The organism is Aquimarina aquimarini (assembly GCF_900299535.1).
Lineage (GTDB): Bacteria > Bacteroidota > Bacteroidia > Flavobacteriales > Flavobacteriaceae > Aquimarina > Aquimarina aquimarini.
Genome location: NZ_OMKE01000035.1, coordinates 65,662 through 79,158 on the forward strand (window position 1 = coordinate 65,662; position 13,497 = coordinate 79,158).

The window sequence follows — 13,497 nt, forward strand, 5'->3', positions numbered from 1 at the left end:
ATGAAAAGAGTTGTAATCACAGGAATGGGGATATATTCTTGTATAGGTAAAAACCTTGAAGAAGTAAAAGCATCACTATATAACGGCACATCAGGTATTGTCTTTGATGAAACCAGAAAAGAATTTGGATATCGTTCTTGCCTTACAGGAATGGTAGCAGAACCCGACCTAAAAAAAGCACTCTCAAGAAGACAACGCATTAGCCTAGGACAAGAAGGCACATACGCATATATCGCTACAATTGAAGCCTTACAAAACGCTAATATCGATCAATCTTTCCTAGATCAAAACGAAGTAGGGATACTTTATGGAAATGATAGCACAGCAAAATCAGTGATCGAATCTGCTGATAAAATAAGAGAAAAAAAAGATACTACTTTGGTAGGTTCAGGAGCTATTTTTAAAGGAATGAACTCCTCTGTAACTATGAATCTATCTACTATATTCAAACTAAAAGGAATAAATTTTACAATTAGTGCAGCTTGTGCCAGTGGATCTCATGCTATTGGTATGGCCTATCAGCTTATAAAAAGCGGACTGCAAGATTGCATCATTTGTGGTGGGGCTCAAGAAATAAATAAGCTTGCCATGGGGAGTTTTGATGGACTAGGAGTATTTTCAACTAATACAGAAAACCCAGGAAAGGCCTCTCGTCCTTTTGACACTAATCGTGACGGACTAGTACCTAGTGGTGGAGCAGCAACCCTTATTGTAGAAAGCTATGAATCTGCAATCAAAAGAGGAGCTCCTATTTTGGGCGAAATCATAGGGTATGGATTCTCTTCTAATGGAGATCATATTTCTACCCCCAATGTTGATGGCCCCTCTATTGCTATGAAAAAAGCAATACAACAAGCTGATATAGAAACATCAACTATAGATTATGTTAATGCCCATGCAACCTCAACACCTGTAGGGGATGCAAATGAAGCAAAAGCAATCTTTAATGTATTTGGAGAAAACGGCCCTTATGTAAGCTCTACAAAATCAATGACAGGACACGAATGCTGGATGGCAGGAGCTAGCGAGGTCATTTATTCTATGCTTATGATGCAACATTCATTTATTGCTCCAAACATAAATTTAGAACATCCTGATGAAGATGCTACTAAACTAAATTTGGTGAATAAAACTCTAGATAAAAAAATTGATGTATTTTTGTCTAATTCATTTGGATTTGGGGGCACAAATTCCGCATTAATAATAAAAAACATAAAAGTAAAAGATGAATAAAGAAGTTATTATTGAAAAAATAAACGACTTTCTTATTGATGAGTTTGAAGTAGAGGCAGAAGAAATATCTCCTGAAGCAAACTTAAAAGAAACCCTTGAACTAGACAGTCTTGATTTTGTTGATCTAGTTGTTGCTGTAGAATCTAATTTTGGTGTAAAGCTTGTAGGTGAAGACTTTGTAGATATTGTCTCTCTTCAAAATTTTTATGACTTGATAGAAAACAAAATAAAAATGCTATAAAAATACATGGATACTGAATGGAAAGGAAAATCCAGAGGTAGTGTACTAGGATATAAAATTTTTGTTTTTCTAATAAAAAAAATAGGACTAAGCGCTGCTTATCTTATTTTATATTTTGTGGCTATATATTTTTGTGTTTTCTCCTTATCAAGTAGTAAAAGTATACATTATTACCTACACAAAAGACTTGGCCATGGTAAATACAAGAGTATTCTAAAGATATTTAGAAGCTACTATGTTTTTGGTCAAACTATTATTGACAAAGTAGCCATATCCTCAGGTCTTAGAGATAAATTCACCTATACATTTGATGGTGTAGAACTTATAAATGAAGCACTACGGCAAAAAAAAGGAGGCATCCTTATCAGTGCTCATCTTGGAAATTTTGAAATCGCCGAACATTTTTTTGGAGAATTAGAAGAAAACGCCTCGATAAGTATTCTCACCACCAATACAGAGCATACCGCTATCAAGGACTACCTAGAAAGTGTAATGCAAAAATCTGCTATCAATTACATTTATATTAATGAAGATCTTTCTCACATTTTTGAGATTAATGCTGCATTAGCTAGAAATGAAATTGTATGTATCACAGGAGATCGCTATCTTGAAGGCTCAAAATATTTAACACAAGATTTATTAGGGCAAGAGGCTAGGTTTCCTTCTGGTCCTTTTCTTTTGGCCTCTAGATTAAAAGTTCCTATTCTCTTTGTTTATGTAATGAAAGAAACCAACACACATTACCATTTATATGCTAGAAAAGCAATAGCAAAACAAAGAGATGCAAAAGGGTTATTAAAAGAGTATACAGAAAGTGTACAATGGATATTAGACAAATATCCATTGCAATGGTTTAACTATTTTGATTTCTGGAATGTAAAAAACAAATAAATGAAGCATGTATTAGTCATTCACTACTCTCAATCTGGTCAACTGTCAGAAATTGTTAACAATATTGTTGCCCCTTTAGCTTCATCAGAAGAAATAACAATTACACATCATAGAATAGAAATGGAAACTCCTTACCCTTTTCCTTGGGATAAGAAAAAGTTTTTTGATGTTTTTCCTGAGTCATTTCTTCAAATACCTGACAAAATAAAGCCTGTTCCTTCTGATATACTAAATCAAAAATATGATTTAATCATACTTGGTCATCAAGTATGGTATTTATCACCTTCGATTCCTATCAATTCTTTTTTAAAATCAGAAGATGCCAAAAAATTATTAAACGACACACCTGTAATTACAGTTATTGGTTGTAGAAATATGTGGATTCAGGCACAAGAAAAAGTAAAAACACTGCTAAACTTATGCAATGCAAAATTAGTTGGCAATATCGCTTTGATAGATAGGCATATTAACCACATCAGTGTATTAACTATAACGCACTGGATGTTTACTGGAAAAAAAAGCAGGTTTTTAGGATTTTTCCCAAAACCTGGTGTTTCTGAAAAAGATATAAACGATGCAGTAAAATTTGCCTTACCAATACAAAAAGCTCTACTTACCAATAATTATGCAACCCTACAAGACAGCCTTTTAAAATTAGATGCAGTAAAAATCAAACCTTTTCTTGTCCTTGTAGACAAAAGAGCCAATGTTTTATTCTCTAAGTGGGCAAACCTTATTTATAAAAAAGGTAAAATCAATACCGCAAAACGTAAGAAGCTACTTATTTTCTTTAACTATTATTTGTTATTTGCCATTTGGATAATTGCACCACTAGTTTTTATTGTATTTTTGGCTACTTATTTTTTGGTCTATCAAAAAATAAACATAAATAAAAAATACTACTCATCCGTCATCACAAAAAACGATTAATGAAAGAAGTATACATCACTCGGATATCAAAATTTTTACCCAACGAACCCGTCAGTAATGATCAAATGGAGGAACGATTAGGTATTCTTAATGGCACCGTATCAAAAGCCAGACGAGTTGTTTTACGTAACAACCAAATAAAGACTCGTTATTATGCACTTGATACTGATGGTCAAATAACACACAACAATGCAGAACTTACCAAAGAAGCAATAGCACTTTTATGCGACGCTGATTTTACAACTAATGACATCCAAATACTCTCTTGTGGTACAGGAAGTCCTGACCAGATACTACCATCACACACTGCAATGGTTCACGGGCATTTAAAAAACGGAAATCTTGAGATCAATTCTCCTTCGGGAGCTTGTTGTTCTGGAATGAATGCTTTAAAATATGGATATATGGCAATCAAATCAGCACAAAACACAAATGCTGTATGTACTGGTTCTGAACGTGCTTCTTCATGGATGAAATCTGACGTTTTTGAAAATGAAATTGAGCACCTTAAACAATTAGAAGAAACCCCAATTTTGGCATTCAATAAAGATTTTCTTCGTTGGATGTTATCAGATGGTGCAGGAGCATTTCTTCTAGAAAATCAACCCAATGGTAATTGCCCGCTAAAAATAGAGTGGATGCAAGGGTACTCTTATGCATATGAGTTAGAAGCTTGTATGTATGCAGGAGGAGACAAGCAAGAAAACGGAGAATTAAAACCATGGAGCGAATATCCTTCTGAGGAGTGGGCACAAAGATCATTATTTGCTATAAAGCAAGATGTCAAACTACTCTCAGAAAATATTCTAACAAAAGGAGTCGACAGCCTAAAGAAAGTGCTTGACAAAAATAATCTCAAGCCTCAGGACATCACTTATTATCTACCACATATCTCATCCTATTATTTTAAAGAGACCTTATATCAAGAGATGAAAAATCAAGGTATAGAGATCCCTTTAGAAAATTGGTTTATGAATTTGAGCAAAGTAGGAAATATTGGATCAGCATCTATTTATATTATGCTAGAAGAACTTGTTGCTTCAGGGAAATTAAAAAAAGGAGATACTATTTTATTATCTGTACCAGAAAGCTCTAGGTTTTCTTATACCTATGCATACCTAACCGTTTGTTAAAATGAAAGAACAGAGTTTACCTATTACAAATGTTTCTCACTTGATCCCTCAAAAAAAACCTTTTGAGATGGTCAGTGCCTTGCTAGCATTCTCAGAAACAAGTATTACCTCATCTTTGACAATTACTGCTCAAAATATCCTAGTAACGAACCATCAACTCACAGAACCTGGACTCGTAGAAAACATGGCACAAACAGTAGCCTTGCATACTGGTTATGATTATTTTTTAAAAGGATCCCCTGCCCCTATTGGCTATATAGGTTCTATAAAAAAAGTGATCATTTCGTCTCTTCCAAAAGTAGAAGAAACCATCACTACAAGAGCAGAAATATTACATGAGTTTATGGGGGTTACATTGGTGCAAGTAGACATATACAACCCCAACAAAGAAGTAATTGCTTCTGGGCAAATGAAAACAGTTATTGCTAATCAATGAATAAACTTGAAGAACTAGACATCAGTAAATTTTTACCTCATCGGGCTCCATTCTTGATGGTAGATAAGGTGTTAACACTAGATGATACACATGTATCAACTTCTTTCTACATAAAACCCGATTGTATCTTTATAGATAACCAAGTTTTTAACGAAATTGGTTTGGTAGAAAATGCGGCACAAACCTGTTCTTCTATTGTTGGTAAAAGCTACTTTGATGATGATGATCTTGAAGGGAAAGGCACAAAACTTATAGGTTTTATAAGTGCCATAAAAAAAGTCTCTATTACAGACCATCCTTCTATTGGGAAAACAATTATTTCTACCGCTGTATTAAAATCTAGATTTGATACTGAGCAATACAGTATATGCACTTTAAATTGTGAAATCCATGAAGAAGACAAAGAATTATTATCTTGTGAGATGAATTTATTTATCCAGGAAGTAAAATAAGTGATTATGAAAAAAAGCGATGTCCCTCAAGATAATAGCAGTTTAAAATCTGGTGATTTTAAAGAGCTATGTTATGCCGTTAATGAGGATGGAGAATATACAACTGCAAATAGTAGTGGATGGGAACCCAAAACCATTGCTTTAGACAATGCTATACAAGAAATAAATGAGCGTGTGGCACATGCAAAAGACAAGGTAATCAATAACCAAACGAGCCCTATAGAATATTATATGGAGCTTCATAAAATGGATATTTCTATTTTATCCAGCTATGTAGGTATTTGGAAATGGCGAGTAAAAAGACATTTTAAACCTAAGGTATTTCAGAATCTTTCATCAAAAATATTACAGAAATATGCTGATGCTTTTGAAATCACTTTAGATCAACTAAAAAATATTGAACATGGAGATTAATTTTACACACCATCAATCAGCACATTGCGAAAACGGTGTTGTATCCAATCTTATGAAACACAATGGTTTTGATGTAAGTGAGCCAATGGCTTTTGGTATTGGGTCTGGCCTGTTGTTTTGCTACATTCCGTTCTTAAAAGTAAACCATGCCCCTGCCCTTACCTACAGAGCTATGCCAGGTCTTATTTTTAAAAGATTTGCCAAAAGAGTAGGTATAAAAATAAAAAGAGAAAAATTTAAAAATCCAGAAACTGCCAAAATACGTCTAAACGAAAACCTTGCTGAAAATAATCCAGTAGGGTTACAAGTAGGAGTATACAACCTCGTTTATTTCCCTGATGAATATAGATTTCATTTTAACGCACATAACCTTGTTGTTTATGGTAAAAAGGGTGACACTTATCTAATAAGTGACCCTGTAATGGAAACGGTTACCACGTTGACAGAAAAAGAACTCGAAAAAGTTCGTTTTGCCAAAGGAGCTTTTGCTCCCAAAGGGCACATGTATTACCCAATAGATTTTCCTAAAGAACTGAATATAAGAAAAGCTATAGTTAAAGGCATCAAACATACCTGTAGAGACATGTTGGCTCCTGTACCAGTAGTAGGCGTAAAAGGAATTCGTATGGTTGCCAAACTTATTCGTAAGTGGCCAAAAAAGAAAGGCGTAAAAGTTGCCAATCATTATTTGGGGCAAATCGTTCGTATGCAAGAAGAAATAGGAACTGGTGGAGGTGGTTTTAGATATATATATGCTGCATTTTTGCAAGAAGCAGGAAAGCTTTTAGAGAATGACAGCCTTACTCAATTATCTACAGAAATGACAGAAATTGGAGATTCGTGGAGAGATTTTGCTCTAGATGCTTCTCGTATATACAAAAATAGAAGTGCAAAAGATGATGCCTATAACAATATAGCTTCTCAACTAGACGACCTCGCAAATAGAGAAGAAGCTTTCTTCAAAAAATTAAGGAAAGCCATATAAGATACATATGATTAAAATCGAACAGCTATCAAAAAAGTATAAAAGTGCAGAGACCTATTCTGTAGCTGATTTGGATTTATGTATTCCCGAGAAGGAGATTTTTGGGCTATTGGGGCCAAATGGTGCTGGAAAAACTACACTAATCTCATTACTCTGTTCTTTGATAAAACCTACATCAGGATCATTTACCATAGATAATCTCACGTATAAAAATTCTAATAAGTTAAAACAACGCATTGGGATTGTTCCTCAAGAATACGCATTATATCCTTCTTTGACAGCTTATGAAAACCTTGCCTATTTTGGAAGCATGTATGGGCTAAAAGGGACTGTACTAAAACACAAAATAAATAGTGCTATCGATATATTAGGTCTCTCAAGATTTACTCATAAAAAAGTAAGTACATTTTCTGGCGGAATGAAACGCCGCATAAATCTAATTGCAAGCATATTACATGATCCAAAAGTTTTATTTCTGGATGAACCCACTGTTGGAGTAGATGTACAATCAAAAAATGTAATCATCAAATACTTACAAGGTTTGAATGAAGCTGGAACTACTATAGTCTATACTTCACACCACCTTAACGAAGCCGAAAAATTCTGTTCCACTGTTGCGATTATAGATCATGGTAAAATAATTACTCAAGGACAGCCACAAGAATTAGTTTCTAATCAGAAAAATGCAAATAATCTTGAAGACGTATTTTTGGCATTGACAGGAAAAGCCCTTAGAGATCATGCATAAATTATGGGCATCTACATACAAAGAGTTTTTATTACTCACTAGAGATATTGGGGGAATTGCTATTTTATTTGTTATGCCGATAGTACTAATTATAACTATCACCATAATACAGGATAGCTCTTTCAAAACTATCGGAAATAATAAAATCCCAATACTTCTTGTAGATAATGATAATGGCACTGTATCAGAAACGATACACAATGGTTTAAAATCTTCTAACAGTTTTACAATTATTGAAAAACAACAAGAACATGAAGCCAAAGATCTCGTCTTTAAAGGAGAATATCAATTAGCTATTATTATCCCTAAAGATCTCTCTACAGATCTGAAGAAAAAAGTAGATCAAAATGTAGAAGGTATTTTAGAAAAATTTGGAGTTGAGGAAGAATCAGAAGAAATAAGCCTCAAACAAACTATTCCTAATAAAGAAGTTAGACTATACTTTGATCCCGCTACACAAGTAACTTTTAAGAACTCTGTAAAAAATGGTATCGATAAAATGATTTCTAAGATAGAAACGCAATCTATCTATAAAGCTTTTCAGGAACAGATATCTGATGATGAGAGTGAAGTTCTTTTTAAAACCGACAACTTTATTACTTTTAAAGAGATAATGCCCAAGCAAGGTAATAAAGAAATTATACCAAACTCTGTACAGCACAATGTACCAGCATGGACTTTATTTGCCATCTTTTTTATCATTGTGCCGTTATCTATAAATATTGTAAAAGAAAAAAACCAAGGAACCTTTGTAAGATTAAGAACAAATCCAGTTTCATACGCTACTGTTTTAGGAGGAAAAACAGCAGTATATCTTGCTGTATGTATGATTCAATTTATTATAATGCTACTTATAGGAGTTTATATATTCCCTAAACTCGGGCTTCCTGAATTAGAAATATCTGGCAGATTACTTAATCTGTTTATTGTTGCTTTTTTTGCTGGATTGGCTGCAATTGGATTAGGTTTATTACTTGGTACTATTGCAAAAACTCAAGAACAATCTGCTCCTTTTGGGGCTACTTTTGTAGTTATTCTAGCTGCTTTGGGAGGCGTCTGGGTACCTGTCTTTGCAATGCCTCAATTTATGCAAATTATATCTAATATTTCACCAATGAATTGGGGGCTAAATGCCTTCTACGACGTATTTTTACGAAATGCTAGTATTATCGAAATTGTTCCCGAAATAATATTACTTTTATTATTTTTTATAATAACTGTTTTAATTTCTATTGTTTATAATGAAAAGAAACATGCGGTCTAAAAATAGTAAAGAGATAAGCTTTACAACACAAATCAGAATACGTTTTGTAGAAACAGATCCTCTAGGAATTGTCTGGCATGGTAATTATATTCAATATTTTGAAGATGGCAGAGAAGCATTTGGAAGACATCATGGCATTTCTTACTTAGATCAAAAAGAGTTTGGTTATGCAACACCTATTGTAAAATCAAGTACAGAACATAAATTACCGTTACGATATGGTGATATTGCCACCATAAAAACAGTATATGTAGATAGTCCTGCAGCAAAAATGATTTTCAGATATGAGATTTATAACCAAGATGAGAAATTAGTATGTACAGGAGAAACCATACAGGTATTTGTTTCTGATATTGGCAATGGCGAATTATCATTAACAATTCCTCAATTTTTTCTAGATTGGAAACAAAAAGAAGGTCTTATATAAATGAGTAAAGTCTATCTATCATATAATAATATAACATCGCCTCTTGGTTTTGACAGTGAAACTGTAGTAAAGAACATTCATCACCAAAAATCAGGATTACGACTTATAAACGATAAAAACATTTTACCCGTTCCATTTTATTCGGCAATAATACCTTCAAAAGATGTATCAAATGACTTTGAACGGCTAAACATCTCTGGAGATTTTACTCGTTTAGAAAAAATGATGATTTCTTCATTAAGCAAAGTAATTAAAGCTTCAAATAAGCCTTTGACAGACCGTACTGGATTAATTATTTCTACCACCAAAGGAAATATTGATGTTCTGGATAAGAACAGTACATTCTCAAAAGAACGAGCAAACCTTAGCACCTTAGGAAAAGTGATTAAAAACACATTAGGATTCAAAAATGAAACTATTGTTGTTTCTAATGCCTGTGTGTCTGGAATTTTATCTGTTGCAATTGCAAAACGCTATATCAACCAAGGTATTTATGATGATGTGTTTATTGTAAGTGGTGATATGGTAACAAAATTCATACTCACAGGGTTTAATTCATTTCAAGCACTGAGCGACACCTTGTGCAAACCATATGACAAGGATAGAACTGGAGTAAATATTGGTGAAGCTATTGCCAGTGTTTTGGTTACCAATGATAAAAATGAATTACCAAACGAAGCTGTTGTCATTCTAGGAGAAGGCGCGTCCAACGATGCCAATCATATTTCTGGCCCTTCCCGTACAGGAGAAGGATTGTGTAGAAGTATTGAGTCTGCATGTAAAGAGGCAAAAGTAACCTCTAGTGACATCGACTATATATCTGCACATGGCACAGCAACATTATTTAACGATGAGACAGAAGCTATTGCTTTTAACAAATTAGATATGGGTGATATTCCTTTAAACAGTCTCAAAGGATATTTTGGACATACGTTAGGAGCTTCTGGATTGGTAGAAACAATAATTGGTATGCACTCACTATATAACAACACACTATATGCCTCATTAGGTTTTGATAAACACGGAACATCAAAGCCCTTAAACATAATAACAAAAACAACCACAAAGCCATTAGATATATTTATAAAAACTGCCTCTGGATTTGGAGGCTGTAATACAGCGGCGATATTCAAAAAAATTAAATAACTTATTATTCCAACACTATGCCCGTACAAACCATTAAAGCGATAGATGCAATTCAAGAAGCTCAAAAAATAGCATTCGCTCCTTTTGTTTTTCAAGCAACAATCTCATTGAGAAAACTAGGGATTTTAGATCTTATTTTTGAACGAAGAAAAAAAGGAGGAATCACACTAGAAAATATTGCTAAAGAATTATCGATTAGTGAATACGGAATTAGTGTATTGTTAGAAATTGCTGAAAGCTCAAATATTGTAAGTAAAAATGAAGGTAATGCATACGAGTTAACTAATATTGGTTATTTCTTAAATTATAACAAAACAGTCGATGTAAATATCAACTTTACCAATGATGTATGTTACAAAGGACTACACCATCTTAATGATGCTATAAAAAATGAAAAGCCTGAAGGATTAAAGGAATTGGGCAATTGGAATACAATATATGAAGGACTCTCTCAATTAGACCCAGAAATTCAAAAATCCTGGTTTGAGTTTGATCATCATTACTCTGATGATATTTTTCAGGAAGCATTAGAAATTGTATTTAGAAAAAACCCAAAATCAATATTTGATATTGGTGCAAACACAGGAAAATTTGCTATTAGCTCTTGTAACTATAATGAAGATGTTGCTATAACAATGATTGATTTACCTGGCCAATTAAAAAAAGCCCTCGCTTCTGCAAAAAACAATGGGTTTGAACATCGTATCAAAGGACACCCTATAGACTGGTTATCAGACAACCCAAAAATCCCTACTGGTGCAGACACCATATGGATGTGTCAGTTTCTTGATTGTTTTTCTAAAGAAGAAATTCTGAAAATATTAAAAGTCTGTGTAGCATCTATGGATGATACAACCGAGCTTCTCATCATGGAAACTTATACCGACAGGCAAAAGTTTGATAATGCTAAATTTATTCTGGAAGCTACATCTTTGTACTTTACAGTTCTTGCCAACGGAAACAGTAAAATGTACAAGTCTACAGAATTAATCGAACTAGTAAATAAGGCTGGATTAGTTATCAAAGAAGATTTAGCTGTAGGTGAATATCATACTATACTTGTTTGCAAAAAAAAGTAATCAATTTATGAAATCAGAGTTTCGTATAAAATCATTTTGTCATGTAAAAAACAATACCATTTCTTTTAATGGCTCTGTTATATATGAAAACCTAGAAAGTCCTGATTTTTTAGCTTTTGCCAAAGCAGCATATAGAAATTTTGACATAAAGTACTCCAAGTTTTTCAAAATGGATGGGTTAAGCAAACTAGCACTTTTAGCTTCGGATGTGATACTGAAAAACGAACATCTGGATTCTCAAAAAGAAAATAATATTGCTATTGTATTCTCTAATAAATCCTCTAGTTTAGACACTGATAGAAAACATCAGAGTTCTATCGAAGATGCAGACAACTACTATCCTAGCCCTGCCATATTTGTATATACTTTACCTAATATTTGTATTGGTGAGATAAGTATAAAATATAAACTTCATTCTGAAAATAGTTTTTTTATCTTTGACAGCTTTAATGCTGAGCATTTATTAAACTATTCAAATAGTTTATTATCAATTGGCAAAGCCGATGAGGTACTTTGCGGATGGGTAGAATATAATGGAACTACATATGAAGCATTTATGTATCTGGTTTCAAAAGAAGGAATAACACAACATACAAAACAAGACATAATAAAATTATATACTATATAACATGGAGGTTTTAAAACAAGAACTTAAGGAAAATATTATTGAGCAATTAAATCTTGAAGATATAACTGTTGAAGATATTGCTGATAATGATATCCTTTTTGGGGATGGTTTGGGTCTAGACTCAATCGATGCATTAGAACTAATCGTAATGCTAGACAAGAACTATGGAATCAAATTGACCGATCCCAAAGAAGGTCGCGAAATTTTTGGATCTATAGAAATAATGGCTAAATATATTACAGAGCATAGAACCAAATAAATTCTAAGATCCCTGAATGAGTAAAGGAGTAGCAATAACTGGAATGGGAGTAGTATCTGCTATTGGAAACAATGTTGCAGAAAACTACCAATCACTTATAAATAGCAACAAAGGAATTTCCAAAATTTCTAAAATTGACACTATCCATAAAAATGATATTATGGTTGGTGAGATTGCTTCTACCAATTCAGAATTAGAACAACAACTGGGTCTTTCTACAGACAACAACTATTCTAGGACAGCATTATTAGGGGCTATTGCCGCCAAACAGGCAGTGCAAAATGCTCAAATCACAAATATCAATAGCTATAAAACTGGGCTGATCTCTTCTACAAGTGTTGGTGGAATGGATATGACAGAGACCTATTATTATGACTATCTTGAAAACAAAAGTTCTCAAAAATATATTGATGGTCATCATGCTGGAGATTCTAGTCAAAAAATAGCAGAACAGTTAGGAATCAAACAAAGTCTAGTTACAACCATTAGCACTGCATGCTCTTCTGCGGCAAACGCTATAATGCTCGGAGCTAGATTGATAAAATCAGGAAAATTAGATCGAGTAATTGTAGGAGGAGCTGATTGCCTTTGTAAATTTACTATTAATGGATTCAAAACCTTAATGATTCTCTCTGACACCTATAATACTCCATTTGATGAAAACCGAAAAGGACTTAATCTAGGTGAGGCTGCTGCTTTTTTGGTACTGGAATCTGATAAAGTTATCTCGGAAGAAAAAAAAGAGGTTTTAGCATATGTAAAAGGGTATGGCAATGCGAATGATGCGTATCATCAAACAGCTTCTTCAGAAAACGGAGATGGTGCTACACTAGCAATGCAAAAAGCACTAAAAGTTGCTAACTATACTGCAAAAGATATCGATTATATCAATGCTCATGGTACAGCGACTGGCAATAATGATTTATCAGAAGGACGCGCTATTTTACGTGTTTTTGAAGATAACGTACCTGATTTTAGTTCTACAAAAGCATATACTGGGCATACATTGGCAGCGGCTGGAGCAATCGAAGCTGTATATGCAGTCCTTGCGCTACAAAACAATATAATATACCCTAATCTGAATTTTAAAACTCAGATGAAAGAGTTTGATATCACCCCTCAATTAGAACTTAAAGAAAAAGAACTACAAACAGTTTTGTCTAATTCATTAGGTTTTGGAGGTAATTGTTCTACGCTGATTTTTTCTAAAGAACAATAATAGTATTGTAGA

Annotated in this window: 17 protein-coding genes; all 17 read left to right on the top strand. The window is 33.5% G+C overall.

Features of this window, described 5'->3' with window-relative positions:
• Genes DG508_RS14635 through DG508_RS14715 form a run of 17 tightly spaced genes read left to right on the top strand, consistent with a single transcriptional unit; the run spans nt 1 to nt 13,485 of the window.
• Complete coding sequence (locus DG508_RS14635) at nt 1–1,233, top strand: beta-ketoacyl-[acyl-carrier-protein] synthase family protein (RefSeq protein ID WP_108868861.1); 1,233 nt, start codon at nt 1–3, stop codon at nt 1,231–1,233.
• A complete protein-coding gene (locus tag DG508_RS14640) occupies nt 1,226–1,474 on the top strand; it encodes a phosphopantetheine-binding protein (protein WP_108868862.1) in 249 nt (82 codons plus the stop codon). The genes DG508_RS14635 and DG508_RS14640 overlap by 8 nt, the downstream gene beginning before the upstream one ends.
• A gap of 6 nt (nt 1,475–1,480) precedes the next feature.
• The gene (locus tag DG508_RS14645) at nt 1,481–2,365 is read left to right on the top strand and encodes an LpxL/LpxP family acyltransferase (protein WP_108868863.1); all 885 of its coding nucleotides are present in this window, start codon (nt 1,481–1,483) and stop codon (nt 2,363–2,365) included.
• Nucleotides 2,366–3,295, top strand: coding sequence for an NADPH-dependent FMN reductase family protein (locus tag DG508_RS14650; RefSeq protein ID WP_108868864.1), 930 nt, complete (start codon nt 2,366–2,368; stop codon nt 3,293–3,295). It begins immediately after the preceding gene.
• Nucleotides 3,295–4,428, top strand: coding sequence for a dialkylresorcinol biosynthesis protein DarB (darB, locus tag DG508_RS14655; protein WP_108868865.1), 1,134 nt, complete (start codon nt 3,295–3,297; stop codon nt 4,426–4,428). The genes DG508_RS14650 and darB overlap by 1 nt, the downstream gene beginning before the upstream one ends.
• Before the next feature lies 1 nt (nt 4,429).
• Nucleotides 4,430–4,864 carry a hotdog family protein gene (locus DG508_RS14660; protein WP_108868866.1) on the top strand — a complete coding sequence of 145 codons (435 nt, stop codon included), beginning with the start codon at nt 4,430–4,432 and terminating at the stop codon, nt 4,862–4,864.
• A complete protein-coding gene (locus tag DG508_RS14665; protein WP_108868867.1) occupies nt 4,861–5,316 on the top strand; it encodes a hotdog family protein in 456 nt (151 codons plus the stop codon). The genes DG508_RS14660 and DG508_RS14665 overlap by 4 nt, the downstream gene beginning before the upstream one ends.
• A gap of 6 nt (nt 5,317–5,322) precedes the next feature.
• Nucleotides 5,323–5,730, top strand: a complete 408-nt coding sequence (DarG, locus tag DG508_RS14670) for a flexirubin biosynthesis protein DarG (RefSeq protein WP_108868868.1) — start codon at nt 5,323–5,325, stop codon at nt 5,728–5,730.
• Entirely contained in the window at nt 5,720–6,715 is a 996-nt protein-coding gene (gene darH, locus DG508_RS14675) for a BtrH-related acyltransferase DarH (RefSeq protein ID WP_108868869.1), read from the top strand. Before DarG ends, darH begins: the two co-directional genes overlap by 11 nt.
• 7 nt (nt 6,716–6,722) lie before the next feature.
• A complete protein-coding gene (locus DG508_RS14680; RefSeq protein WP_108868870.1) occupies nt 6,723–7,463 on the top strand; it encodes an ABC transporter ATP-binding protein in 741 nt (246 codons plus the stop codon).
• Nucleotides 7,456–8,727 carry an ABC transporter permease gene (locus DG508_RS14685; protein WP_108868871.1) on the top strand — a complete coding sequence of 424 codons (1,272 nt, stop codon included), beginning with the start codon at nt 7,456–7,458 and terminating at the stop codon, nt 8,725–8,727. The genes DG508_RS14680 and DG508_RS14685 overlap by 8 nt, the downstream gene beginning before the upstream one ends.
• A complete protein-coding gene (locus DG508_RS14690; protein ID WP_234418239.1) occupies nt 8,717–9,154 on the top strand; it encodes an acyl-CoA thioesterase in 438 nt (145 codons plus the stop codon). The genes DG508_RS14685 and DG508_RS14690 overlap by 11 nt, the downstream gene beginning before the upstream one ends.
• Entirely contained in the window at nt 9,155–10,300 is a 1,146-nt protein-coding gene (locus DG508_RS14695) for a beta-ketoacyl-[acyl-carrier-protein] synthase family protein (protein ID WP_108868873.1), read from the top strand.
• 17 nt (nt 10,301–10,317) lie between these two features.
• Nucleotides 10,318–11,379 (top strand): methyltransferase, encoded by a 1,062-nt coding sequence (locus DG508_RS14700; protein WP_108868874.1) that lies wholly within the window; start codon nt 10,318–10,320, stop codon nt 11,377–11,379.
• 7 nt (nt 11,380–11,386) lie between these two features.
• On the top strand, nt 11,387–12,007 hold the full coding sequence (locus DG508_RS14705; RefSeq protein WP_108868926.1) for a 3-oxoacyl-ACP synthase: 621 nt from the start codon (nt 11,387–11,389) through the stop codon (nt 12,005–12,007).
• Between the two features lies 1 nt (nt 12,008).
• Entirely contained in the window at nt 12,009–12,266 is a 258-nt protein-coding gene (locus DG508_RS14710) for a phosphopantetheine-binding protein (RefSeq protein WP_103863428.1), read from the top strand.
• Nucleotides 12,267–12,282: 16 nt separating this feature from the next.
• A complete protein-coding gene (locus DG508_RS14715; protein WP_108868875.1) occupies nt 12,283–13,485 on the top strand; it encodes a beta-ketoacyl-[acyl-carrier-protein] synthase family protein in 1,203 nt (400 codons plus the stop codon).
• Nucleotides 13,486–13,497: the final 12 nt, after the last annotated feature.